Origin of the sequence: Curtobacterium sp. MCBD17_023, assembly GCF_003224415.1 — a bacterium.
Classification (GTDB): Bacteria; Actinomycetota; Actinomycetes; order Actinomycetales; family Microbacteriaceae; genus Curtobacterium.
On record NZ_QKLJ01000017.1, the window covers coordinates 1 to 25,980 of the forward strand.

19 protein-coding genes are annotated in these 25,980 nt (G+C 70.1%); 7 read left to right on the forward strand and 12 right to left on the reverse strand.

Annotated elements, in window-relative coordinates:
* Positions 1-189 precede the first annotated feature (189 nt).
* The gene (locus tag DEI84_RS13760; RefSeq protein WP_110891271.1) at positions 190-1,155 is read left to right on the forward strand and encodes a heme A synthase; all 966 of its coding nucleotides are present in this window, start codon (positions 190-192) and stop codon (positions 1,153-1,155) included.
* A gap of 588 nt (positions 1,156-1,743) precedes the next feature.
* Here DEI84_RS13760 and DEI84_RS13770 read toward each other — a convergent pair.
* Positions 1,744-2,673 (reverse strand): heme o synthase, encoded by a 930-nt coding sequence (locus DEI84_RS13770; RefSeq protein ID WP_181420468.1) that lies wholly within the window; start codon positions 2,671-2,673, stop codon positions 1,744-1,746.
* Between the two features lie 437 nt (positions 2,674-3,110).
* On the opposite strand from DEI84_RS13770, the gene tkt reads away from it, so the two are divergent.
* The 6 genes from tkt (at position 3,111) to pgl (ending at position 11,460) form a co-directional block, all read left to right on the forward strand.
* Complete coding sequence (gene tkt / locus DEI84_RS13775; protein WP_110891274.1) at positions 3,111-5,207, forward strand: transketolase; 2,097 nt, start codon at positions 3,111-3,113, stop codon at positions 5,205-5,207.
* A gap of 151 nt (positions 5,208-5,358) precedes the next feature.
* Entirely contained in the window at positions 5,359-6,471 is a 1,113-nt protein-coding gene (tal, locus tag DEI84_RS13780) for a transaldolase (protein ID WP_110825017.1), read from the forward strand.
* Between the two features lie 2 nt (positions 6,472-6,473).
* Entirely contained in the window at positions 6,474-8,072 is a 1,599-nt protein-coding gene (locus DEI84_RS13785) for a glucose-6-phosphate isomerase (protein ID WP_110891275.1), read from the forward strand.
* 18 nt (positions 8,073-8,090) lie between these two features.
* The gene (zwf, locus tag DEI84_RS13790) at positions 8,091-9,629 is read left to right on the forward strand and encodes a glucose-6-phosphate dehydrogenase (protein ID WP_110825019.1); all 1,539 of its coding nucleotides are present in this window, start codon (positions 8,091-8,093) and stop codon (positions 9,627-9,629) included.
* Complete coding sequence (locus DEI84_RS13795; protein ID WP_110891276.1) at positions 9,626-10,570, forward strand: glucose-6-phosphate dehydrogenase assembly protein OpcA; 945 nt, start codon at positions 9,626-9,628, stop codon at positions 10,568-10,570. Before zwf ends, DEI84_RS13795 begins: the two co-directional genes overlap by 4 nt.
* A 119-nt stretch (positions 10,571-10,689) precedes the next feature.
* On the forward strand, positions 10,690-11,460 hold the full coding sequence (pgl, locus tag DEI84_RS13800; protein ID WP_110825021.1) for a 6-phosphogluconolactonase: 771 nt from the start codon (positions 10,690-10,692) through the stop codon (positions 11,458-11,460).
* Between the two features lie 258 nt (positions 11,461-11,718).
* Here pgl and DEI84_RS13805 read toward each other — a convergent pair whose 3' ends face one another.
* From DEI84_RS13805 to uvrB, 11 genes are all read right to left on the reverse strand, one after another.
* Complete coding sequence (locus DEI84_RS13805) at positions 11,719-12,081, reverse strand: RNA polymerase-binding protein RbpA (RefSeq protein WP_110825022.1); 363 nt, start codon at positions 12,079-12,081, stop codon at positions 11,719-11,721.
* Position 12,082: 1 nt separating this feature from the next.
* On the reverse strand, positions 12,083-12,334 hold the full coding sequence (gene secG, locus DEI84_RS13810; RefSeq protein ID WP_110825023.1) for a preprotein translocase subunit SecG: 252 nt from the start codon (positions 12,332-12,334) through the stop codon (positions 12,083-12,085).
* A gap of 127 nt (positions 12,335-12,461) precedes the next feature.
* Complete coding sequence (gene tpiA / locus DEI84_RS13815) at positions 12,462-13,241, reverse strand: triose-phosphate isomerase (RefSeq protein WP_110825215.1); 780 nt, start codon at positions 13,239-13,241, stop codon at positions 12,462-12,464.
* Complete coding sequence (locus DEI84_RS13820; protein WP_110891277.1) at positions 13,238-14,455, reverse strand: phosphoglycerate kinase; 1,218 nt, start codon at positions 14,453-14,455, stop codon at positions 13,238-13,240. The genes tpiA and DEI84_RS13820 overlap by 4 nt, the downstream gene beginning before the upstream one ends.
* A 4-nt stretch (positions 14,456-14,459) precedes the next feature.
* Entirely contained in the window at positions 14,460-15,464 is a 1,005-nt protein-coding gene (gap, locus tag DEI84_RS13825) for a type I glyceraldehyde-3-phosphate dehydrogenase (RefSeq protein WP_110825025.1), read from the reverse strand.
* Between the two features lie 217 nt (positions 15,465-15,681).
* Positions 15,682-16,662: a DNA-binding protein WhiA gene (gene whiA / locus DEI84_RS13830; RefSeq protein ID WP_110825026.1), complete on the reverse strand. Its 981-nt coding sequence runs from the start codon at positions 16,660-16,662 to the stop codon at positions 15,682-15,684.
* 78 nt (positions 16,663-16,740) lie between these two features.
* Complete coding sequence (gene rapZ / locus DEI84_RS13835; protein WP_110891278.1) at positions 16,741-17,628, reverse strand: RNase adapter RapZ; 888 nt, start codon at positions 17,626-17,628, stop codon at positions 16,741-16,743.
* Positions 17,629-17,737: 109 nt separating this feature from the next.
* Positions 17,738-19,846 (reverse strand): excinuclease ABC subunit UvrC, encoded by a 2,109-nt coding sequence (gene uvrC / locus DEI84_RS13840; protein WP_110891279.1) that lies wholly within the window; start codon positions 19,844-19,846, stop codon positions 17,738-17,740.
* Positions 19,847-22,870: an excinuclease ABC subunit UvrA gene (gene uvrA / locus DEI84_RS13845; protein WP_258365883.1), complete on the reverse strand. Its 3,024-nt coding sequence runs from the start codon at positions 22,868-22,870 to the stop codon at positions 19,847-19,849.
* Between the two features lie 48 nt (positions 22,871-22,918).
* Positions 22,919-23,896: an SDR family NAD(P)-dependent oxidoreductase gene (locus tag DEI84_RS13850; RefSeq protein ID WP_110891280.1), complete on the reverse strand. Its 978-nt coding sequence runs from the start codon at positions 23,894-23,896 to the stop codon at positions 22,919-22,921.
* On the reverse strand, positions 23,886-25,976 hold the full coding sequence (gene uvrB, locus DEI84_RS13855; protein WP_110825030.1) for an excinuclease ABC subunit UvrB: 2,091 nt from the start codon (positions 25,974-25,976) through the stop codon (positions 23,886-23,888). The genes DEI84_RS13850 and uvrB overlap by 11 nt, the downstream gene beginning before the upstream one ends.
* Positions 25,977-25,980 lie beyond the last annotated feature (4 nt).

The following is a 25,980-nucleotide window of genomic DNA, read 5'->3' on the forward strand; positions in this document are numbered from 1 at the left end:
ATTCCACCGCGGACCGCCGACACGACGGACCGGGTGTTGCTGCCTCGCAACGTCGATGCTTCCACGCAGTCCTGGCATCGAGCGGCGATCTCGGCCCTTTCGGAGCCGGCGCCTGCCTAGACTTGACTGCTGCTGAACCCTCGAATCCTACAGGTCCAGGGCCCGGAACAACAGGAAGGCACCACCCTCGTGACTCGCGTCGCACCGTCCGTCGAGCAGGACACCCCGACCTCGACCCGCTGGTGGTCGCTCCCCCGGGCCGTGGACCACCGCGTCGTCGTCCTCGCCTGGGCCTCGTTCGTCGTCGAGGTCGTGCTCATCGGCACGGGCGGACTCGTCCGACTGACGGCGTCCGGTCTCGGGTGCCCCACCTGGCCGAAGTGCACGACGGACTCCCTCGTCTCGACGCCGGAGATGGGCATCCACGGTGTCATCGAGTTCGGCAACCGTCTGCTGACCTTCGTGCTCGTCATCGTCGCGATCGCGATGTTCCTGGCCGTCGTCCGCATGCGCAAGACCCGGCCGGAACTGTTCTGGCTGGCGTTCGCCCAGGGCGCAGCGATCCCGGTCCAGGCCGTGATCGGCGGCGTGTCGGTCATCACGAACCTCAACCCGTACGTCGTCGGGCTGCACTTCGTCGTCTCCGCGGTGCTCACGAGCGTCACCGCGGCACTGGTCTACCGATCGGTCAACGGCCCGCGGGTGCGCGACCGGATCGTCCCCTCGTGGTACTCCGGCGTCGTCCGAGGTGCTGTGGTTGCCGTCGCCGTGACGGTCCTCGTCGGGATCCTCACGACCGGCAGCGGACCGCACGCCGGGGCGAGCGAGCGCGTCGACGGCGGCGCACTGCACCGGACCGGCTTCGACACCGAGCTCCTGCAGCACCTCCACGCGATCCCCGCCTACGTCACGTTCGCGCTCACCCTCGTCCTGGTCATCGGTGCGGTGCGGCTGCGGATGTCGAGCCGGACTCCGCTCCTGCTCCTCGTCGTCGAGTTCGTCCAGATCGCCGTTGGGCTCACCCAGGCGAAGACCGGGCTGCCGGTCGGGCTGGTCGGCGCCCACATGGTGCTCGCCGGGCTGCTCGTCGCGGCGATGACCGCCGTGGTGCTCTCGACGCGGTCGAGTGCCGGACGGCAGGCCGTCCGCGCCTGACGGTCGGCGCTTGAAGGTCGGTGCCGGGCAGGACGTCCTCCGCGGGACGATCCCGGCGCCCCGAGCCGGACGGGAGGCCCGTACCGGTGTCAGCGACCGCTCCCGTCCCGAGTCGGGTGGCGGCGTCGGCGCGCAGCGCCCGTCCCGAGCCGGACCGATGGGACCCTCGAACCCACCCGCGCCTGCCGTCCTGAGCCGGACCGCTGACACGCTCCGGGCCGACGTGTGCGTCCCGCCCTGAGCCGGACGGGTGGCGTGCTCCTGCCTGGCCCGTGCCTCCCGTCCTGAGCCGGACGGTCGTGATCCTGGCCGTCGCGTGCCTCCTGTCCTCACCCTGACGGAAGCCGGACGCGGGCCGACCCGCGGGTTCGGACCGAGCCTGGCCGGGCCGGACCGAGCCGGGATGGACGGACCGCGTGCGAACCGGCCGCACCCCCTGGCCCCGCAGACCCGGACCGCGCCACCGTCTCCCTCGTGGAGAGCAGCACGGACCTGCGTGCAGCTCGCGGGTCCTTCCCCCGCCCCGCCGGCGTCGGTCGACGGCGACGGCCCCGGTCTCCGAGGAGACCGGGGCCGTCGTGACGCGCCTCAGATCGTGAAGGTGAAGACCTGCGGCAGCAGCGGGTCGATGCCCACGGCGATGAAGAGCAAGGTCAGGTAGGTGATCGAGCTGCGGAACACCCGCATCGGCTGCACCTGCTCCATGTGCTGGATCGCCCGGTTGTACAGCATGTGCGACTCGACGACGAACCAGATGCCGGCCGCGAGGGCGACCACGCTGTACAGCGGGCCCATGGCCGCCACGGGGACGAGCAGCAGCGAGCAGACCAGCGTCGCCCACGCGTACAGCACGACCTGGAGCCCGACGACCGTGCGGCCGCGGACGACGGCGAGCATCGGGACGTCGGCGGCGTCGTAGTCGTCGCGGTACTTCATCGAGAGCGGCCAGTAGTGCGGCGGCGTCCAGAGGAAGATGACCATGAACAGGATGACCGGTGCCCACGTCAGCGACCCGGTGACGGCGGCCCAGCCGATGAGCACGGGCATGCACCCGGCGGAACCGCCCCAGACGATGTTCTGCGGGGTGCGGCGCTTGAGCCAGAGCGTGTAGACGAAGACGTAGATGAGGATCGCGGCGATGCTGAGGGCGGCGGCGAGCCAGTTCACGAAGACGACGAGGACCACCGTCGACGCGATGCCGAGTGCCCACGAGAAGAGCAGTGCCTCGCGGTCGGAGAGCTCGCCGGTCACCAGCGGGCGGGTGCTCGTCCGCTTCATCAGCCGGTCGATGTCGCGGTCGATGTAGCAGTTGAAGGCCGAGGCCGAGCCCGCCGACATCGCGCCGCCGAGCATCGTCCAGAAGACGAGCCACAGGTCGGGCACACCCCGTTCCGCGAGGAACATCGTGGGTGCGGTCGTGACGAGCAGCAACTCCATGACGCGCGGCTTGGTGAGCGAGACGTACGCCCGGACCTTGCGGGACAGCATCGACCGACGAACGGTGTCTGGCCTGGTCACGGTGGCAGTCGGCAAGGGAACCTCAGTCTGTTTCGCTGCAGTCCGCACGCTCGGGTGGACGGCACCGTCGGCGTCCGGGCATGCGTGTCCGCGGAATGGTCGCGGCTCACCGACAGTTTACGCGATCGACGGCGCCACGACGATGTCCCGCCGCCGCCCGTCCCGATCCCGCCATCCACTACCCCGACGGCCGGACACGCCCGGTCGTCGGTCCGCCGCCCGATGACCATCCAGCCTCGCCGGTCGCCTGGACACCTTCTGAGTGCCGGTTCACTATGCTGGAGAGGCCCTCCCGCAGCGTGCCCCGATGACGTCGGCCGCGTTCGAGCCGGTCGGCTGCCGGCAACGGCACCGCGACGGAGCCCCGGGTCGGCAACATGTCCGTGCGATGGCACGAGCCCTCGCACATGTCGCATCAATGAAGGGTCAACATCCAAGTGGCTGAATTCACCTGGGACGCCATCGACCGGAAGGCCGTCGACACGGCCCGCGTCCTCGCCGCCGACTCTGTCGAGGCGGCCGGCAACGGTCACCCCGGCACCGCGATGAGCCTCGCGCCGCTGGCTCACCTCCTGTTCCAGAAGGTGATGCGCCGCGACCCGAGCGACTCCACGTGGATCGGCCGCGACCGCTTCATCCTCTCGGCAGGCCACGCCTCGATCCTCCAGTACGTGCAGTTCTACCTGCACGGCTACGGCCTCGAGCTCGACGACCTGCAGCACCTGCGCAAGTGGGGCTCGAAGACCCCGGGCCACCCGGAGTACGGCCACACCGACGGCGTCGAGATCACGACCGGCCCGCTCGGCCAGGGCCTCGCCTCCTCCGTGGGCTTCGCCTACGCGCAGCGCTTCGAGCGCGGCCTGTTCGACCCGGAGACCCCGGCCGGCCAGTCGCCGTTCGACCACTACACCTACGTGATCGCCGGCGACGGTGACATGCAGGAGGGCGTCACGAACGAGGCCGCCAGCCTCGCGGGCCGCCAGCAACTCGGCAACCTCATCGCCTTCTACGACTCGAACCAGATCTCGATCGAGGACGACACCGACATCGCGTTCTCCGAGGACGTCCACGCCCGCTACGAGGCGCTCGGCTGGCACGTCCAGGTCGTCGACTGGAAGAAGACCGGCGAGTACAGCGAGGACGCCGAAGCGCTCCACGCCGCCGTCGAGGCCGCGAAGCAGGTCCACGACAAGCCGTCACTCATCGTCCTCAAGACGATCATCGGTTGGCCGTCGCCGACCAAGCAGAACTCCGGCAAGATCCACGGCTCGGCACTCGGCGCCGACGAGCTCAAGGGCCTCAAGGAGGTCCTCGGCTTCGACCCCGAGAAGACCTTCGACGTCGACCCCGAGGTCCTCGACTACACCCGTGGCGCGATCGCCAAGGGCCAGGCCGAGCACGCCGAGTGGCAGAAGTCCTTCGACGCGTGGGCCGCGGCCAACGCCGACAAGAAGGCGCTCTTCGACCGCGTCCAGGCGAAGGAGCTCCCGGAGGGCCTCGAGGCCGCGCTGCCGGTCTTCAGCTCCGAGAAGGCCGTCTCGACCCGTGCCGCCTCGGGCAAGGTCATCAACGCCATCGCGCCGCTCATGCCCGAGTTCTGGGGCGGTTCGGCCGACCTGGCCGAGTCGAACCTGACCACGATCGAGGACGGCAGGTCCTTCGGTCCGGCCGAGGCCACGACGAAGACCTGGACCACCGACCCGTTCGGCCGCGTCCTGCACTTCGGCATCCGCGAGCACGCCATGGGCTCGATCCTCAACGGCATCGTCCTGCACGGGAACACCCGTCCCTTCGGCGGCACGTTCCTCATCTTCAGCGACTACATGCGTCCGGCGGTCCGTCTCGCCGCGCTCATGAAGGCGCCGGCGATCTACGTCTGGACGCACGACTCCATCGCCCTCGGCGAGGACGGCCCGACGCACCAGCCGATCGAGCAGATCAGCGCCCTCCGTGCGATCCCGGGTCTCGACGTCGTCCGCCCCGCTGACGCCAACGAGGTCGCGTACGCCTGGCTCGAGATGCTCAAGCACCAGGACCGCCCGGCCGGCATCGCGCTGAGCCGTCAGAACCTCCCGGTCTTCGAGCGTGGTGAGGGCGACGCCTCCGGCGAGACGCTCGCCTCCGCGAAGAACGTCGCCAAGGGCGCCTACGTCCTGGCCGAGGCCCCGAACGGCACGCCGGACGTCATCCTCATCGGCACCGGTTCCGAGGTGCAGATCGCGCTCGACGCGCGTGAGCAGCTCAAGGGCGAGGGCATCAACGCCCGCGTCGTCTCGGCTCCGTCGCTCGAGTGGTTCCACGAGCAGGACGAGGCGTACCGCGAGTCGGTCCTGCCGAAGGCCGTCAAGGCCCGCGTCTCGGTCGAGGCCGGGATCGCGATGAGCTGGCGCGACATCGTCGGTGACGCCGGTCGCAGCGTGTCGATCGAGCACTTCGGTGCCTCGGCCGACTACCAGAAGCTGTTCGAGGAGTTCGGCTTCACCACCGAGCACGTCGTCTCGGCGGCCAAGGAATCGATCGCAGCAGCCTCCTGACCCCCTGGGCCGGGCCCGGACTCCGGGCCCGGCCCTTCCGTACGGGAGGCCCGCGGCGACTCCGCCACGGACCTCCCGTCCCGGGGGCACGTCCCCCGCACAGACCCCGGCTCGAGCAGCCGACGAACGAAACGAAGAAGAGAAGAAGCGAATGACTGACACCACTCCCACCGAAGCCCTCTCCGCCGTCGGCGTGAGCATCTGGCTCGACGACCTGTCCCGCGAGCTCCTCGAGACCGGCCGTCTCGAGAACCTCATCGCGGACCGCAACGTCGTCGGCGTCACCACCAACCCGACGATCTTCGCCTCGGCCCTCGCCAAGGGCGAGCGCTACGACGCGCAGGTCAAGGAGCTGGCCGCGGCCGGTACCGACGTGACCAACGCGATCTTCGAGATCACGACGCGTGACGTCGCCGACGCGTCGGACATCTTCGCCCCGATCTACGCCTCCTCGAACGGCTTCGACGGCCGCGTCTCGATCGAGGTCGAGCCGGGTCTCGCGCACGACACGGCGAAGACCATCGAGCAGGCGAAGTTCCTGTTCGACAAGGTCGGCAAGGAGAACGTCCTCATCAAGATCCCGGCGACGGTCGACGGCCTCGAGGCCATCACCGAGGTCATCGGTGCGGGCATCTCGGTCAACGTCACCCTGATCTTCTCGCTCGAGCGCTACCGCGCCGTCATCGACGCCTACCTCGGCGGGCTCGAGAAGGCCAAGGCCGCCGGCCACGACCTGTCGAAGATCCACTCGGTCGCGTCGTTCTTCGTGTCGCGCGTCGACTCCGAGATCGACAAGCGTCTCGACGCCATCGGCTCCGACGAGGCCACCGCGCTCAAGTCCAAGGCGGGCATCGCCAACGCCCAGCTCGCCTACCAGGTCTGGACCCAGGCCTTCGCGACCGAGCGTGCCCTCGGCCTGCTCGAGTCCGGCGCGAACACGCAGCGCCCGCTGTGGGCCTCGACCGGCGTCAAGGACCCGTCGCTGCCCGACACGCTCTACGTGACCGAGCTCGCCGCCCCGAACACCGTCAACACGATGCCGGGCAAGACCCTCGAGGCGACGTTCGACCACGGCGAGGTCCACGGCGACGCGATCGCCGGCACCTTCGACGACGCGAACCAGGTCATGGACCAGCTCGCTGCCGTCGGTGTCGACTACGACGACGTCGTCGCGCTGCTCGAGAAGGAAGCCGTCGAGAAGTTCAACGTCTCGTGGGGCGAGCTCGTCGACACGGTCCAGACCGCGCTCGAGAACGCCAAGTAGGAGTGACCGTCTCCATCGCCGCCAGCGGTGACGCGGCGCGGGCCATCGACACGGTGGTCCCGCGCCTCGTCACCGACCTGGTGGCGTCCGGGATCACGGCGCAGGACGCCGCCCTGTGGGGCCCCGCCGCGGAAGCCGAGGCGTCGAAGCGCCTCGGCTGGGTGGAGGCGGTCTCCGTCTCCCGTCCACTCGTCGCCGAGGTCGCCGCGCTGCGCGAGCAGTTGCTCGCCCAGGGCGTGGACCGGGTGGTGCTCGCCGGCATGGGCGGCTCGTCGCTCGCGCCAGAGGTCATCACCCGCACGGCCGGGGTCCCGCTCGTCGTCCTCGACTCCACCGATCCCGCGCAGGTCCGCGCCGCGCTGACCGACCTCGAGCGCACGGTGCTCGTCGTGTCGTCGAAGTCCGGTTCGACGGTGGAGACGGACTCGCAGCGCCGGGTGTTCGAGCAGGCGTTCCAGGACGCCGGGATCAACCCCGCCGGACGGATCGTCGTCGTCACCGACCCGGGCTCCGCGCTCGAGGCGACGGCACTCGAGGCCGGTCACCGGGTCTTCACCGCCGACCCCACGGTCGGCGGTCGGTACTCCGCGCTCACCGCGTTCGGGCTCGTCCCCGCCGGTCTGGCCGGAGCCGACATCGCCGAACTACTCGACGAGGCCGACGCCATCTCGGTGCTCCTCGCGGTCGACACCGACGAGAACCCCGGGCTCGTGCTCGGAGCAGTCCTCGGCGGGACGGCTCCCCTCCGGGACAAGATCGGGATCGTCGCGGACGGGACGCACATCCTCGGCTTCGGCGACTGGGTCGAACAGCTCATCGCCGAGTCGACCGGCAAGGACGGCCGCGGGCTGCTGCCGGTCGTCCTCGACGTCGACTCCCCCGAGGTGACCGCGGGTCTGCCCGACCTGCAGGTCGTCCGGCTGGTGGGCTCCCGGGAGGACGAACGACACGTCGCCGCCGGCGAGGTCGAGATCACGGGCACGCTCGGCGGGCAGTTCCTCGTCTGGGAGTACGCGGTCGCGGTCGCCGGGCGCCTGCTCGGGATCAACCCGTTCGACCAGCCCGACGTCGAGGCCGCCAAGGTCGCGGCCCGGGCGCTGCTCGACGCGCCCGCCGCCGAGACGACGGCCCCCGCGTTCGAGGACGACGGCGTCGCGGTCTCCGCGACCGGCGGACTCGAGACCGGCGCGACGCTCACCCAGGCCGTGTCGAGCCTCCTGGCTGCTGTCAGCGAGGACGGCTACCTGGCCGTGCAGGCGTACGTCGACCGTTCGGCCGGCCACGGCCTGGAGGCCCTCCGCGACCTCCTCGCCGAGCGCACGGGCCGGCCCGTCACCTTCGGGTACGGGCCCCGGTTCCTGCACTCCACGGGCCAGTACCACAAGGGCGGTCCCGCGAACGGCGTCTTCCTGCAGATCGTCTCCGACGAGCAGGACGACCTGGCCGTCCCCGGCCGCCCCTTCACCTTCGGTCGGCTCATCCGAGCCCAGGCCGCCGGCGACGCGAGTGTCCTCGCCGAACACGGCCGCCCGGTGCTGACCCTGTCGACGCGGGACCTCTCCGCAGCGACGGCGGTCATCACGGCTGCAGTCACCACCTGATCAAAGGAGTTCACCGACATGTCACCGGTGGCGATCACCCCGGAGCACAACCCGCTCCGGCTGCCCACGGACCGTCGACTGAACCGGATCGCGGGTCCCAGCACCCTCATCATCTTCGGAGTCACGGGAGACCTCTCCCGCAAGAAGCTGATGCCCGCGGTCTACGACCTCGCCAACCGGGGGCTCCTGCCGCCCGGCTTCGCGCTGGTCGGGTTCGCTCGGCGTGACTGGGAGGACCAGGACTTCTCCCAGCTCGTCCACGACGCCGTCAAGGAGCACTCGCGGACCCCGTTCGACGAGGACGTCTGGCGTCAGCTCGAACAGGGCATCCGCTTCGTCCAGGGGTCCTTCGACGACCCCGAGGCGTTCACGCTCCTCAAGGAGACGGTCGACACCCTGGACGCCGAACGCGGGACCCTCGGGAACCACGCGTTCTACCTGTCCATCCCGCCGAAGATGTTCCCGGTCGTGACCGAGCAGCTCAAGCTGTCCGGGCTGACCGAGAAGCGCGACGGGTCGTGGAGCCGGGTCGTGGTCGAGAAGCCCTTCGGTTCGGACCTCCGCACGGCCCGCGAACTGAACGCGATCGTCGAGAGCGTCTTCGCGCCCGACGACGTGTTCCGCATCGACCACTACCTCGGCAAGGAGACCGTCCAGAACCTCCTGACGCTCCGGTTCGCGAACCAGATGTACGAACCCATCTGGAACTCGAACTACGTCGACCACGTGCAGATCACGATGGCCGAGGACATCGGCGTGGCCGGACGTGCCGCCTACTACGACGGCATCGGTGCGGCGCGGGACGTCATCCAGAACCACCTGCTGCAGCTCCTCGCCCTCACGGCGATGGAGGAGCCCGTCTCGTTCAAGGCCGGACACCTCCGTGCCGAGAAGGAGAAGGTGCTCTCCGCGGTCCGCCTGCCCGAGGACCTGTCCACGGCGACCAGCCGCGGGCAGTACGCCGGCGGGTGGCAGGGCGGCGAGAAGGTGCTCGGGTTCCTCGAGGAAGCGGGCATGAACCCCGAGTCCACGACCGAGACCTTCGCGGCCATCCGTCTCGACATCGCGACCCGCCGCTGGCAGGGGGTTCCGTTCTACCTGCGTGCCGGCAAGCGACTCGGCCGCCGCGTCACCGAGATCGCGATCGTGTTCAAGCGCGTGCCGGAGGACGTGTTCGGCATCGAGCAGTCGCCCCTCGGCCAGAACGCGCTCGTCATCCGCGTGCAGCCGGACGAGGGCGTCACGCTCCGCTTCGGCTCGAAGGTCCCCGGCGTCGGGACGCAGGTCCGCGACGTCACGATGGACTTCGGCTACGGCCACGCGTTCACCGAGGCCTCCCCCGAGGCCTACGAACGGCTCATCCTCGACGTGCTCCTCGGTGACCCGCCGCTGTTCCCGCGGCACCAGGAGGTCGAGCTGTCCTGGAAGATCCTCGACCCGATCGAGGAGTTCTGGCGGACACAGGGCCAGCCCGAACAGTACCGTCCCGGCACGTGGGGCCCGGCTTCGGCCGACGAGCTCCTCGCACGCGACGGTCGGACCTGGAGGCGTCCATGAAGATCGACCTGCCGAACACCACGGTCTCGAAGATCCAGAAGACCCTGGTGCACATCCGCGAGGAGGGCGGCGCCGTCGCACTCGGTCGCGTGCTCACCCTCGTCGTCTCGACCGCTCTCGGCCGCGAGGAAGAGGCGATCGAGGCCGCGAACCAGGCGTCCCGCGAGCACCCGATGCGCGTCGTCATCGTGTCGAAGAACGAGGGCGACATCGCGTCCCCCGGCCGTCTCGACGCGCAGATCCGCGTCGGCAGTGACGCGGGTGCCAGCGAGGTCATCGTCCTCCGCGCCTACGGCGAGACCGCTGCGGACGAGGAGAGCCTGGTCACCGGGCTCCTCCTGCCCGACGCGCCCGTCGTGGCGTGGTGGCCGGAAGCCGCGCCGGAGAAGCCGTCGGTCTCGCCGCTCGGCCGGATCGCCCAGCGCCGGATCACCGACGCCGCGGCGCAGAAGGACCCGAACGGCGCGATCATGGCGCTCGCGGACTCCTACGCGCCCGGCGACACGGACTTCGCCTGGACCCGCCTGACGCTGTGGCGGAACCAGCTGGCCGCAGCACTCGACCAGCCGCCGTTCGAGCCGATCGCCGCGGTGGAGGTCTCCGGCGCGTTCGACAGCCCGTCGACGGTGCTCCTCGCCGCCTGGCTCGGGCTGCAGCTCAAGGTGCCGGTCGACGTCACGACCTCGCCCCGTGCCACGGGTTCGAGCGGCATCCACGGCGTGAAGCTCGTGCGCGACTCCGGCACCATCGAGCTCGAGCGCTCGCTGGTCGACGTGGCGACGCTCTCGATGCCCGGCCAGCCGACGCACGACCTGTCCCTGCCGCGCCGCAACCTGCGCGACTGCCTGGCCGAGGAACTCCGTAGACTCGACCCGGACGTCCTCTTCGGAGACGTCGTCAAGCACGGGGTGGCCAAGCTCCGCGAACGCATCGCGGGCTGACCACCGCCACGGTCCGACCGTCCGTCCTCCCCCGCCCTGCCCGTCAGGTCGGCAGGTCGGACGGCCGGCCGGACCGACCGCGGTCACACCGGTGACCGCACCACGAACACGGGAGTCACGTGACCAACGAACGGCGGGTGCTGGTGCACCCCGACAAGCAGGCCCTCGGCGCCTCCGTCGCCGCACGCTTCATCACGAAGCTCATCGACGTGCTCGACGAGCAGGGACGGGCCGACATCGCGATCAGCGGTGGTTCGGTCTCCACGCTCGTCCTCGCGGCGATCGGGCAGTCGCAGGCGCAGGAGAGCGTCGACTGGTCGAAGGTCCACGTCTGGTGGGTCGACGAGCGCTGGGTGCCCGCGGGTGACGCGGACCGGAACGACGCCGGCACGCAGACGGACTTCCTCGACCACGTGAGCATCCCGGCCGAGAACATCCACCCGATGGCGTCGTCGGACGCCGGCCTCACCATCGACGAGGCCGCGACGCAGTACGAGCGCGAGCTGCACGACGCCGCTCCCGACTCCGCCGACGCGCCCCGCTTCGACATCACCCTGCTCGGGGTCGGTCCGGACGGGCACACCGCGTCGCTGTTCCCGGAGTTCCCGCAGCTCCGCGTGACCGACCGCATGGTCGTGCCCGTCGACGACTCGCCCAAGCCCCCGGCACAGCGCCTGACGCTCACCTACCCGGTGATCAACGCGTCGCAGCGCGTCTGGGTGATCCTGTCCGGCGCCGAGAAGGCATCCGTGCTCGGCCTCGCCCTCGCCGGTGCCGCCGTGGACGAGGTCCCGGTCGGCGGCGTGCAGGGCCGCAAGCGCACCGTCTTCTTCGTCGACCAGGACGCCGCACGCGACGTCCCGGAGAACCTCATCGCGTCGACCTACTGACGCACCGCACGACGGACGGGAGGCCCGGTACCAGCTGGTACCGGGCCTCCCGTCCGTCGTGGGGTCGCCATCGGCGGGGCGGGCTGGTGGCCGTTCGTCGAGGTCGCATGAACTGCCGCGCCATGCGCCCGTAGGCGGCACGCTGTGCGACCTCGGCGGACGGCGCGCGGCATGTCATGCGACCTCGACGGGGCCCGAACTCCCCGGACGACGAAGGCCCCCGCTCCTGACGGAGCGGGGGCCTTCGGACGTCTGCTGCTACTTGGCGGCGGTGCCGCGGCGCTGACGGAGCTGCTGCAACGCGTCCTCGAGGAGCTGCGCTGCCTCTTCCTCGGTCCGCCGTTCCTTCACGTACGCCAGGTGCGTCTTGTAGGGCTCGGTCTTCGCGACCTGCGGCGGGTTCTCCTTGTCGCGACCGGCCGGGAGACCGGTGGACGGCGAGTCGACCGTCTCCGGGATCTCCTCGTCGGGGAGGTTCGCGGCGAAGTACCGCACGACCTCGTTGCCCATCGCGTCCCAGTACGAGATCGCGACGCGCTCGGCCTGGACGCCACGGTCCTGCTCGCCCATCGGGCCGGCGCCGACGCGCGACCCACGGATGGCGCTTCCTCCGGATGCCATGTCAGCTCCCTGCCGTGAACTTGTTGATGAGACCGAGCACGATGATGCTCGAGATCCAGAGGAGCCCGAGGATCACGGTGATGCGGTTCAGGTTGCGCTCGGCGACGCCGGATGCCCCGAGGTTGCTCGTCACACCACCGCCGAACATGTCGGAGAGGCCGCCACCGCGACCCTTGTGCAGGAGGATGAGGAGCGTGAGCAGGAGGCTCGTGATCGCGAGCAGGACCTGCAGCACGACGGAGAGTATCGCCACGACGTACCTTTCGTGTCAGTCAGCCATCCGAGTATACCGGTCACGCGGGCTGCGCTCCGGACCCGGACGGGGTGTGTGCACAGCACGAGGCGCGACGGGCGGACCCGTCGCGCCTCGTGCGGTCGTTCTAGAGACCCACGTGCTGCTGGAAGCGCGCGATCGCCGCGAACTCCTGCACGTCGAGCGATGCGCCACCGACGAGTGCGCCGTCGATGTCGGGCTCACGGAGGAAGCCGGCGATGTTGCCCGACTTCACCGAGCCGCCGTAGAGGACGCGGGTGTCGGCTGCGGCCTGGTCGCCCCACGCCGCTGCGATCCCACGGCGCAGTGCGGCGCACTCGTCCTGGGCCTGCTCGGCCGTGGCCGCCTGGCCGGAGCCGATCGCCCAGACCGGTTCGTACGCCACGACGATCTCGGCGGGTTGCACCGCACCGAGGACGACCCCGAGCTGCTCGACCGGCACGACACCGGCGCCGCGCTGTTCGCGCTGCTCACCGGTCTCGCCGACGCACACCACCGGGACGAGGCCGTGCTTGACCGCCGCCGCCGTCTTCGCCGCGACGACCTCGTCCGTCTCACCGTGCATGGTGCGACGTTCGGAGTGCCCGACGATGACGTACTGCGCATCGAGCGCGGCGAGGAACGCGCCGGACACGTCGCCGGTGTACGCGCCGGAGTCGTACTGTGACAGGTCCTGCGCGCCGAAGGCGATCGGCAGCTTGTCGGCCGAGATGAGCGTCTGCACGCTCCGCAGGTCCGTGAACGGTGGGAAGACCGCCACCTCGACGTCGGCGTGGTCGTGCCGAGCGTCCTTCAGCGTCCACGCGAGCTTCTGCACCGTGGCGATGGCCTGGAGGTGGTCCAGGTTCATCTTCCAGTTGCCGGCGATGAACGGCGTGCGGGTCATGCCGTCCACCCCAGCGCTTCGAGGCCGGGGAGCGACTTGCCCTCGAGGAACTCGAGGCTCGCTCCGCCGCCGGTGGAGATGTGCCCGAACTGGTCGTCGCGGAACCCGAGCGAGCGGACGGCAGCTGCCGAGTCGCCGCCGCCGACGACGCCGAGACCGTCGACCTCGGTCAGCGCCTGCGCGACGGTCTTCGTACCCGCTGCGAAGGCGGGGAACTCGAACACGCCCATCGGGCCGTTCCAGAACACCGTCTTCGACGAGGAGACCGCTGCGGCGAACCGTTCCGCGGTCTCGGGGCCGATGTCGAGGCCGATGCCGTCGGTACCGAAGGACGAGGACTCGATCGCGTCGGCCGCGACCGTCTCGTGCTCGGCGTCCGCGGCGAACCCGGAGGCCACCACGACGTCCGTCGGCAGGTCGATCGTCACGCCGAGCTCGGTCGCGCGCGAGAGGTACTCGCGCACGGTGTCGAGCTGGTCCTGCTCGAGCAGCGACTTCGCGACCCCGTGGCCCTGCGCCGCGAGGAAGGTGAAGAGCATGCCGCCACCGATGCAGATGGTGTCGACGCGGGGCAGCAGGTGGTCGATGACGCCGAGCTTGTCGCTGACCTTCGACCCGCCGAGCACGACCGTGTACGGGCGCTCCGGGTCCTTCGTCAGACGCTCGAGCACGGTGAGCTCCTGCTCGATGAGCTGTCCTGCCGCGCTCGGGAGCGCAGCGGCCAGCTCGTACACCGAGGCCTGCTTGCGGTGCACGACGCCGAAGCCGTCGGAGACGAACGCATCACCGAGTGCGGCGATGCGGTCGGCGAAGGCGGCGCGTTCGGCGGCGTCCTTCGAGGTCTCCTCCGGGTTGAACCGGAGGTTCTCGAGCAGCAGGACGTCACCGTCCTCGAGGGCCTCGGCGGCCGCGGTCGCCTCGTCGCCGACGGTCTCGCCGACGAAGGTGACCGGCTTCGCCAGCAGTTCGGACAGCCGCTGGGCGACCGGCGCGAGCGAGTACTCGGGGGCCGGAGTGCCGTCGGGTCGACCGAGGTGCGACACGACGATCACACGCGCACCGGCGGTGATCAGCGTGTTCAGCGTGGTGAGCGACGCCCGCACGCGGCCGTCGTCCGTGATCGTGTCGTCCTTGAGCGGGACGTTCAGGTCACAGCGGACGACGACGCGCTTGCCGGCGAGCTCGCCGAGGTCCTCGAGGGTGCGGAGAGCCATCAGGTCAGAGCTTCTCGCCCACGAACTCGGTCAGGTCGACCAGGCGGTTCGAGTAGCCCCACTCGTTGTCGTACCACGAGGTGATCTTGACCAGGTTGCCCATGACCTTGGTCAGGCCCGAGTCGTAGATCGAGGAGTGCGGGTCCGTCGTGATGTCGGTGGACACCAGCGGGTCCTCGCTGTAGAGCAGGATCCCCTTGAGCGGGCCCTCGGCCGCGGCCTTGTAGACGGCGTTGATCTCGTCGACCGTCACGTCCGACTTGGTCTCGAGCGTCAGGTCCGTGATCGAACCGGTCGGCACCGGCACGCGGAGCGCGAAGCCGTCGAGCTTGCCGGCGAGCTCCGGGAGGACCAGGCCGATGGCCTTCGCCGCACCCGTGGAGGTCGGGACGATGTTCAGGGCGGCGGCACGGGCGCGACGCGGGTCCTTGTGCGGTCCGTCCTGCAGGTTCTGGTCGGCGGTGTAGGCGTGGACCGTCGTCATGAGACCACGCTCGATGCCGAACGCGTCGTGGAACACCTTGGCGAGCGGCGCGAGGCTGTTCGTGGTGCACGAGGCGTTGGAGATGATGTGGTGGTTCGCCGCGTCGTAGGTGTCCTCGTTCACGCCGAGGACGATGGTGACGTCGTCACCGGTCGCCGGGGCGGAGATGATGACCTTCTTGGCACCGGCGTCGATGTGCTTCTGCGCGTCGGCGGCCTTGGTGAAGAACCCGGTCGACTCGATGACGATGTCGACACCGAGCTCACCCCAGGGGAGGTTGGCGGGGTCGCGCTCGGCGAGCACCTTGATGGCCTTGCCGTCGACGACGATGTTGTCGCCGTCGAGCTCGACGGAGACGCCGAGCTTGCCGGTGATCGAGTCGTACTTGAGCAGGTTCGCGAGCGCGGCGTTGTCGGTGAGGTCGTTCACCGCCACGATCTCGAGGTCGCTGCCCTTGGCCAGAGCGGCCCGGAAGAAGTTACGGCCGATCCGGCCGAAGCCGTTGATACCGATCTTGACGGTCAATGGAGCTCCTGTTGGGTGTGGAGCGCCTCGGGAGGCGCTGCTTTTCGGAGTGTGGAGGCGTCGTCGGGGACGACGGCCGGCCCACGTGTGGTGGACGATACGCCCCGTAACGTCGCCGGAACGACCCTAGCAGTCGGACCCCCTCGGACCACCTGCATGACGTCGACCCGTGCGGGTCGGTGTCCGGTGGCCGAGGGGGTCCGGAGGACGACCGGGCTCAGGCGCCTTCGAGCTCCTCGGGCACGCTCGCCTCGGTGCCGGGCACGCCGAGGTCGGACGCGCGCTTGTCGGCCATCGCGAGCAGTCGGCGGATCCGGCCGGCGATCGCGTCCTTGGTCATGGGCGGGTCCGCGTGCTGGCCGAGCTCGTCGAGCGAGGCGTCACGGTGCTCGAGCCGGAGGGTCCCGGCGTACTGCAGGTGGTCGGGCACGTCGTCGCCGAGGATCTCGAGGGCACGCTCGACGCGGGCGCAGGCGGCGACGGCGGCCTGCGCCGAACGGCGGAGGTTCGCGTCGTCGAAGTTCACGAGCCGGTTGGCGGTGGCACGGACCTCGCGGCGCTGGCGCATCTCCTCCCAGTCGGCGGTCGTCCGGGCGGCGCCCATCGCGGTGAGCATCTGGCCGATTGCCTCGCCGTCGCGGATGACGACCCGGTGCACGCCCCGGACCTCCCGGCCCTTCGCAGCGATCCCGAGGCGGGAGGCGGCACCGACGAGCGCCATCGCGGCCTCGTTGCCCGGGCAGGTGACCTCGAGCGCGGCGGCCCGGCCCGGGTCGGTGAGGGTGCCGGAGGCGAGGAAGGCGCCGCGCCAGATGGCGGCGAGGTCCTCGCGGGTGCCGGTGGTCAGGCGGTTCGGCAGGCCGCGGACCGGGCGACGGCGGGCGTCCATGAGTCCGGTCTGGCGGGCGAGCGTCTCGCCGGCCTCGAGGACGCGGACGAGGTAGCGGGTGCCGCGTCGGGACGAGGCGGTCGACCCGACGGAGGCCTCGCTGCGCACGCCGTACAGCTCGGCGAGGTCCTTCCGGACACGGTGCACGATGATCCGGGTGTCGAGTTCGACCTCGACCGCGATCCGGCCGGAGATGACGTGCAGCCCTCCCGCGAACCGGAGGACGGTCGCGAGCTCGGCGGCGCGGACCGTGTTCCGGTTGACGACGACCCTGGCCAGCTCGTCCTTCACCTCGGCAGTCAACGGCACGGCATCATTCCTTACGTTCTTCGGGGTGGGGTTCCGCGGCCCCGGGGCGCACGCGTGTGGAGACAGCCGGTGGGACGGTCACTCCCGGCCGAGATCTCGGTTCTTCACACGCACGGCGACGTTGGGCATCCCGCGGAGGAGGCTCGCCAGCTCGGCGACGATGGCGACCGAACGGTGCTTGCCGCCGGTACAGCCGATGGCGATCGTAGCGTGTCTTTTGTTCTCCCGCTGGTACCCCTCGAACACCGGCTCGAGCACGGAGGCGTAGCGCTCGACGAACGAGCGGGCTCCCGGCTGCTCGAGGACGTAGTCGGAGACGGGCGCGTCGAGGCCGGTGTGCGGGCGGAGTTCCGGGACCCAGTACGGGTTCGGGATGAAGCGCACGTCGGCCACCATGTCGGCGTCCGCGGGCAGACCGTACTTGAAACCGAAGCTCATCAGGGTGACCTGGACACCGACGAACCGGTCCTCGGCGAACCGCTCCGTGACCGCGTTCGCGAGCTGGTGGATGTTCAGGTCGGAGGTGTCGATGACCATGTCCGACGCTTCCCGCAGCCCGAGCAGCCGCGCCCGTTCCCGGGCGATGCCGTCGAGCAGGGTGTCCTCGCCCTGCAGCGGGTGCGGACGGCGGACCTGCTCGAACCGTCGGACCAGGACCTCGTCGGTGGCCTCGAGGAACAGCACGCGGACCCGCGCACTGGTGCTCTCGCGGACCTGCTGGACGGCGTGCTCCGGTTCGGTGAAGAAGCGGCCGCCACGCACGTCGACCACGGTCGCGATCTTCGGGATCGACTCCCCCGCGCGGTCGGCGAGGTCCGTGAGCGGTCCGAGCATCTGGGTGGGCAGGTTGTCGACCACGTACCAGCCGAGGTCCTCGAGCGCCTTCCCCACGGTGGACCGGCCGGCACCGGACACGCCGGTGACGATGAGCACGTCGTGCTGCTGCTGGGAGGTGGTGTCGGTCATCTGCGAAGGAGCTCCGTCGTGGTCGGGCCGGGCGGGTCGCCCGGCCGGTGCGAGCGCCGGCCCAGGTCGGAGACCAGGCTACCGTCCGGCCGGGAGGCCCGTGCGGACGTCATGCGGGCCGCTGCGGCCCGTCGGGCCCCGCGTCGGGGACGCGCACCGGGCCTCCCGACCGGGCGCCGACCGGTTCGGCACCTGTGTCCGGTGCGCCGGTCGGGGTGGGAGCACTGGCCGGGGTGGGTGCGCTGGCTGGGGTGGGTGCGCTGGCCGGGGTGGGAGCACTGGCCGACTCCGGGGCGCTCACCGGGACGGTGGTGAGCTTGCGCACCACGGCGGCCGCGGTCGCGGGCCCGACACCGGGCACCTCGCCGACCTCCTCCGCGGTGGCCTGCCGCAACCGGGTGACCGAGCCGAAGTGCTTCAGCAGCGCCGCGACACGGCTCGGCCCGAGCCCGGGGACCTCCGACAGCTGCGACTTGACGTCCCGCTTGCGCCGCGTGCGCTGGTGCGTGATCGCGAAGCGGTGGGCCTCGTCACGCAGGCGCTGGATGAGGAAGAGCGCCTCGGAGTTGCGGGGCAGGATGACCGGGAAGTCGTCGTCGGGCAGCCAGAGCTCCTCGAGCCGCTTCGCGATCCCGACGAGCGCGATGTCGGTCACCCCGGCCTCGTCCAGCGCGCGCTTCGCCGCCGCGACCTGCGGCTGCCCACCGTCCACCACGAGGAGCTGCGGCCGGTACGCGAAGCGCTTCGTGGGCTTCGTGCCCTCGACCACGTCGTCCACGGTCGCATCGGGGACGTCGGGCAGGGCCGCGTCCTCGTCGAGACGGGCGAGCCGCCGTGTGAGGACCTGGTACATGCTGTCCGTGTCGTCGGTCGTCTCGGCGATCGTGTAGCGGCGGTACTGGTCCTTGCGGGGCAGCCCGTCCTCGAAGACGACCATCGAGGCGACGACGTTGGTGCCTTGCAGGTGCGAGATGTCGTAGCACTCCATCCGCAGCGGCGCCTCGGTCATGCCGAGGGCCTCCTGGATGTCGGCGAGGGCCGCAGCACGGGTTGTGTAGTCGGCCGAGCGCTTGGTCTTGTAGAGCATGAGCGCCTGCTGGGCGTTCTGCGAGGCGGTCCGGGCCAGACCGGCACGGTCCCCGCGCTGGGCGGTGCTGAGCTTCGTGCCACGACCACCCCGGCGGTCGCTGAGCCACTGCTGCAGGGCGTCGGCGTCGTCGGGCAGGACCGGCACCACGACCTCGCGCGGCGGTTCCTCACCACCGGCACCGGCGGGCAGGTCCGTCCCGGCGTACACGCCCTGGACGATCTGCTCGACGAGGTCCCCGGTGCTGATGTCGAGTTCCTTGTCGACCACCCAACCGCGCACACCGCGGATCCGGCCGCCCCGCACCGAGAACAGCTGCACGGCGGCGGCGAGCTCGTCCTCGGCGATGCCGAACAGGTCGAGGTCCACCGAGTCCTTGAGCACCACGGCGGACTTCTCGAGCACGGCTTCGAGGGCCTCGACCTGGTCCCGGTAGCGCGCCGCCTGCTCGTACTGCATGGCGTCGGCCGAGGCGGCCATGCGCTGCCGCAGCTGCGTGATCACACGCCGGTCGTAGCTGCCCATGAAGCGGACGAACTCCTCGACCAGCGCCCGGTGCTCCTCGATCGTGACCCGCTGCGAGCACGGCCCGCCGCACTTGCCGATCTGCCCCGGGAAGCACGGCTTGCCGGTCTGCATCGCGCGCTTGTACGACGACTCCGAGCAGGTCCGGATCGGGAACACCTTGATCATGAGGTCGATCGTGTCGTGCACCGCCCAGATCTTCGGGTAGGGCCCGAAGTACTTCGCGCCCTTGATCTTGCGGTTGCGCGTGACCATGACCCGCGGCGCCTCGTCCGCCATCGTGATCGCCATGTACGGGTAGGACTTGTCGTCCCGGAACTTGACGTTGAAGGGCGGGTCGAACTCCTTGATCCAAGTGTACTCGAGCTGGAGCGCCTCGATCTCGGAACCGACCGTGGTCCATTCGACGCTGCGCGCCGTCAGCACCATGCGCCGGGTGCGTTCGTGCAGCGTCGGCAACGGCGCGAAGTAGTTGCTCAGCCGCGCGCGGAGGTTCTTCGCCTTGCCGACGTAGAGCACCCGGCCGGCCTCGTCGCGCCACCGGTACACGCCCGGGTCGGTCGGGATCTCACCGGCCTTCGGACGCCATGCGACGGTGTCCGCCACCTACCGAGCACCCGCCTTCGCCGCCGCGGCGCCGCGCACCTCGCCCTGACGGCCCTGCACGGACCGCTGCTTGCCGACGCGGGCGTCCTGGGCGTCGAGGATCTCCCGGAGGAAGACCCCGGTGTGGCTCTCGGGGACGTCGGCGACGTGCTCCGGCGTGCCGGTCGCGAGCACCGTACCGCCGCCGGAACCGCCCTCGGGCCCCATGTCGATGAGCCAGTCGGCGGACTTGATGACGTCGAGGTTGTGTTCGATCGTGATCACCGTGTTGCCCTTGTCGACCAGGCTCTGCAGCACGAGGAGCAGCTTGCGGACGTCCTCGAAGTGCAGACCCGTGGTCGGCTCGTCGAGCACGTACACCGTGCGGCCGTTCGAACGGCGCTGGAGCTCGGTGGCGAGCTTCACGCGCTGGGCCTCGCCGCCGGAGAGCGTCGTGGCACTCTGTCCGAGCCGGACGTACCCGAGGCCCACGTCGACGAGGGTCGCCATGTAGCGGTGGATCGCGGAGATCGGCTCGAAGAACTCGGCCGCTTCGCTGATCGGCATGTCGAGCACCTCGGAGATGTTCTTGCCCTTGTAGTGCACCTGCAGCGTCTCGCGGTTGTACCGGGCACCGCCGCAGACCTCGCACGCGACGTAGACGTCGGGCAGGAAGTTCATCTCGATCTTGATCGTGCCGTCGCCGGAGCAGTTCTCGCAGCGACCGCCCTTGACGTTGAAGCTGAAGCGCCCGGGCTGGTACCCGCGGGTCTTCGCCTCCTGCGTCTCGGCGAACAGCTGCCGGATGCGGTCGAACACGCCCGTGTAGGTCGCCGGGTTGGACCGCGGCGTCCGGCCGATCGGCGCCTGGTCGACGTGCACGACCTTGTCGAGCTGGTCGAGGCCCTTCACGCGGGTGTGCTTGCCGGCGATGTGCCGGGCACCGTTGAGCTGGTTGGCGAGCACCTTGTAGAGGATGTCGTTGACCAGCGTCGACTTGCCCGAGCCGCTCACGCCGGTGACCGCCGTGAACACGCCGAGCGGGAAGTCGACGTCCACGTCCTTGAGGTTGTTCGCCCGCGCACCCTGCACGCTGATGACGCGCTTGCGGTTCACCTTGCGGCGCTCGGACGGCATCTCGATCGCCCGACGTCCGGCCAGGTAGTCACCCGTGATCGACTCGCGGTTCTCGATCATGTCCGCGTAGGAGCCCGAGTGCACGACGTTGCCGCCGTTGACGCCCGCGCCCGGGCCGATGTCGACGACCCAGTCCGCGGTGCGGATCGTGTCCTCGTCGTGCTCGACGACGATGAGGGTGTTGCCGAGGTCCTTGAGCTTGACCAGGGTGTCGATGAGCCGGCGGTTGTCGCGCTGGTGCAGCCCGATGCTCGGCTCGTCGAGGACGTACAGCACGCCCGTCAGACCGGACCCGATCTGGGTCGCGAGCCGGATGCGCTGTGCTTCGCCGCCGGAGAGACCGCCGGCTCCGCGCGCCAGGGTCAGGTAGTTGAGGCCGACCTCGAGCAGGAACTCGAGCCGCGCCCGGATCTCGCGCAGCACGGCGGCGGCGATGTGCGCCTCCCGGGCGGTGAGCGTGATGTCGGCCATGAAGCCGTAGGCCTCGTCGAGGGCCATGTCCGTGACGTCGGCGATGCTGCGGCCGTCCACCGTCACCGCGAGGACCTCCGGCTTGAGGCGGGTGCCGTCGCACACGGGGCACGGCACCTCGCGCAGGTAGCCCTGGAACCGCTGTCGCTGCGAGTCGGTCTCGGCCTCGGCGAACTTGCGCTCGATGTAGGGCATGACGCCCTCGAACCCGCTCGTGTACCGCATCTCGCGGCCGAAGCGGTTCTTCCAGGACACCGAGACCTCGAAGTCCTTGCCGGTGAGGATGGCGGCCTGCACCGACGCGGGCAGCTGGTTCCACGGCGTGTCCAGGCGGAAGCCGAGCTCCTTGCCGAGACCGGCGAGCAGCTTCTCGAAGTAGGAGTACAGCCCGCTCGTCCCGGTCCAGGGCAGCAGGACGCCGTCGGCCAGGGAGGCCTCCGGGTCGCCGAGGACGAGGTCCGGGTCGACCGACATCCGCGTGCCGAGGCCGGAGCACTCGGGGCAGGCGCCGAACGGCGCGTTGAAGGAGAACGTCCGCGGCTCGATCTCGGTGAGCGCGAGCGGGTGGTTGTTCGGGCACGAGAGGTTCTCGGAGTAGGTCCGGACCGCACCGGGGCCCTCGTGGTCGACGAGGTCGATCGCGACGGTGCCGTTCGTGAGCCGCAGCGCCGTCTCGAGGGAGTCGGTCAGACGGCCGAGGATGTCGTCGCTCGCCACCAGCCGGTCGATGATGACCGAGATGTCGTGCTTGACCTGCTTCTTGAGCGTCGGCGGGTTGCTCAGCTGGATGCGCTCCCCGTCGACGATCGCGCGCGCGTAGCCGGACGCGGCGAGCTCCTGGAAGAGGTCGACGAACTCGCCCTTCTTCTTCGACACGATCGGCGCGAGCACCTGGAACCGGGTGCCGGTCTCCTGCGTCATGAGCTGGTCGGCGATCTGCTGCACGCTCTGCTTGCTGATCACCTCACCGCAGACGGGGCAGTGCGGGATGCCGATGCGCGCCCAGAGCAGACGCATGTAGTCGTAGACCTCGGTGATGGTGCCCACCGTGGACCGCGGGTTGCGGTTCGTCGACTTCTGGTCGATCGACACCGCGGGCGACAGGCCCTCGATGAAGTCGACGTCCGGCCGGTCGACCTGGCCGAGGAACTGGCGCGCGTACGCGGACAGCGACTCCACGTACCGCCGCTGCCCCTCGGCGAAGATCGTGTCGAACGCCAGCGAGGACTTGCCGGAGCCGGACAGTCCGGTGAAGACGACGAGCGAGTCGCGCGGGATCTCGAGGTCGACGTCGCGGAGGTTGTGCACGCGTGCGCCACGGACGCTCAGCGTCGACGTGTCGTGCGGAGCCGTCCCACCGGGCAGGTGCAGGTCCGACGGCTCGTCGAAGTCATCCGGGTCGGACATGGCGGTTCCGCGGTCAGAGGTGATGGTCATCGCAGACGATTCTACGAAGCCGCTCCGACAATCGTCCGCCGGTGCGGATCAGCCGAGTGCGTCGAGAGCGAACGCGACCCCAGAGGCGTCTTCGCTCGCGGCCCACAGCCGCGCCGCTTCGCCGCGGTCGTGTGCGCGCGGCTCGGCGGGGACGACGGCCGCAGGCCCGCGGAGCTGGAACCAGCCGGCCGGACCCCAGTACTGGCCGGACCGGACGTCGGTGCCGACGGCGGCGTGGACGAGCGGCACCGCACCGGCGTCCTTGCCCTGCGCGATCCAGCGCTGGCCCGGCCCGATCCAGGCGGGCTCGCCGCCCGAGGACACAGGACCCGGTGTCCCGACGCCGTGGGTACCCGGACGGCCGGTCGCCGTGCGCCGTCCGGTCAACGAGTCGAGCGCGAGGCCGGGGTGCGCCACGACGCTCGTCACGGGCGACCCGGCGTCGGCGAGCCGCTGCGCGAGTTCGAACCCGAAGAGCATCACGGCGAGCTTGCTCCGCGCGTACTGCCGGTAGCCGTTGTAGTGCCCGGCTCCGAGCGGGTCGTGGCGGTCGAGTGTCACCCAGCGGTGCGAGATGGACCCGAGGTGGACGACCCGACCACCCGTGGCGGTGAGCAGCGGGAGCACGAGACCGGTCCACGCGAAGTGGCCGAGGTGGTTCGTGCCGATCTGCAGCTCGTGGCCCTCGGCGGTGGAGCGTCGCTCGCGCGAGCCGACCACCCCGGCGTTGTTGAGGACCGCGTGCACGGGTCCGAGCGCCGCGAGCGAGTCGGCCGCGGACCGTACGGAGCCGAGGTCGGCGAGGTCGAGGTGCACGTGCTCGAGTGTCGCGTCGGGGACGACGGCCCGGATGCTCTGCTCCGCCGCGGTCGCCTTCTCGGGGTTCCGGGTCGCGAGGACGACCCGGTGTCCGGCGGCGGCCAGCTGCTCGGCGGCCTGGTACCCCAGGCCCGCGCTGGCGCCCGTCACCACCACCGTGCGACGGGCGTCGTCCGACGCCGACGGCTCCCCCGGCTCAGACGACATGGCCTGCGGACTCCATCTGCCGCAGCGCCTTCTTGAGGTCCTGCACCTCGTCGCGGAGCCGGGCCGCGAGCTCGAACTTCAGTTCGGCCGCGGCCTGCAGCATCTGGTCGTTCAGGTCGGCGATCGTCGCCTCGAGCTGGGTCGCGCCCTCGCCCGCGATGCCCTCGCGACGGAGGGACGGCGTGGGGGCACGTCGACCGTCCCGCACGCCGCCACCGCGACGCTCGAGGAGCTCGCGGGTGTCGTCGTTCTCGCGGTTCAGGACCTCGGTGATGTCCGCGATCTTCTTGCGGAGCGGCTGCGGGTCGATGCCGTGCTCGAGGTTGTAGGCGACCTGCTTCTCACGCCGCCGGTCGGTCTCCTCGATGGCCTGCTTCATCGAGTCGGTCATCTTGTCGGCGTACATGAGCACCTGACCCGAGACGTTGCGGGCCGCGCGACCGATCGTCTGGATGAGCGACGTCGACGACCGCAGGAACCCCTCCTTGTCGGCGTCGAGGATCGCGACGAGGGAGACCTCGGGCAGGTCGAGACCCTCGCGGAGCAGGTTGATGCCGATGAGGACGTCGTACACGCCCTGGCGCAGCTCGGTCAGGAGCTCCACGCGCTTCAGGGTGTCCACGTCCGAGTGCAGGTACCGCACACGCACGCCGGCGTTCCCGAGGAAGTCCGTCAGTTCCTCCGCCATCCGCTTGGTGAGGGTGGTGACGAGGACGCGTTCGTCCTTCTCGGTCCGCTGCTTGATCTCCTCGAGCAGGTCGTCGATCTGGCCGTCGCTCGGCTTGATGACGATCTCGGGGTCGACCAGGCCGGTCGGACGGATGATCTGCTCGACGACGCTGTCCGTGATGCCGAGCTCGTACTTGCCCGGGGTGGCGGACAGGAAGACCTTCTGCCCGACACGGTCGAGGAACTCCTCCCACTTCAGCGGGCGGTTGTCCATCGCGCTCGGCAGCCGGAACCCGTGCTCCACGAGGGTGCGCTTGCGGGAGGCGTCGCCCTCGTACATCGCGCCGATCTGCGGCACGGTGACGTGCGACTCGTCGATGACGAGGAGGAAGTCGTCCGGGAAGTAGTCGATGAGACAGTGCGGCGCTTCCCCGGGGCCGCGGCCCTCCATGTGCCGGGAGTAGTTCTCGATGCCCGAGCAGAAGCCGATCTGCTCCATCATCTCGATGTCGAACGTCGTGCGCATCCGGAGCCGCTGGGCCTCGAGCAGCTTCCCCTGGCCCTCGAGCTCGGCGAGTCGTTCGGCGAGTTCCTCCTTGATGGAGCTGATCGCCCGGTGCATGACGTCGGTGTCCGCGACGTAGTGCGACGCCGGGAAGATCGACACGGCCGGCAGGTCGTCGATGACGTTGCCCGTCAGCGGGTGGAGCGAGGACAGTGCCTCGATCTCGTCCCCGAACATCTCGATGCGGATCGCGTGCTCTTCGTACATCGGGATGATCTCGAGCGTGTCGCCGCGGACCCGGAAGGTGCCACGGGCGAAGTCGACGTCGTTGCGCTGGTACTGCATGCTGACGAACTTCCGCACGAGCTGGTCGCGCGAGATGGTCTGGCCGATGTGCAGCGCCACCGAGGCGTTCATGTACTGCTCCGGCGTGCCGAGGCCGTAGATGCACGAGACGGTGGACACCACGACGGAGTCCCGTCGGCTGAGGAGCGAGTTCGTCGTCGAGTGCCGGAGCCGCTCGACCTCGGCGTTGACGGAGGAGTCCTTCTCGATGAAGGTGTCGGTCTGCGGGACGTACGCCTCGGGCTGGTAGTAGTCGTAGTACGACACGAAGTACTCGACGGCGTTGTTCGGCATGAGCCCACGGAACTCGTTCGCGAGCTGCGCGGCCAGCGTCTTGTTGTGCGCGAGCACGAGTGTCGGCCGCTGCACCTGCTCGATCAGCCACGCCGTCGTCGCCGACTTGCCGGTACCCGTGGCGCCGAGCAGCACCACGTCCGTCTCACCGGCGTTGATGCGGCCCGCGAGCTCGGCGATCGCCGCGGGCTGGTCACCGCTCGGCGAGTACTCACTGACGACCTCGAACGGACGGATGGCACGCGTGGGCTTGACGGCGACTCCCATGCTG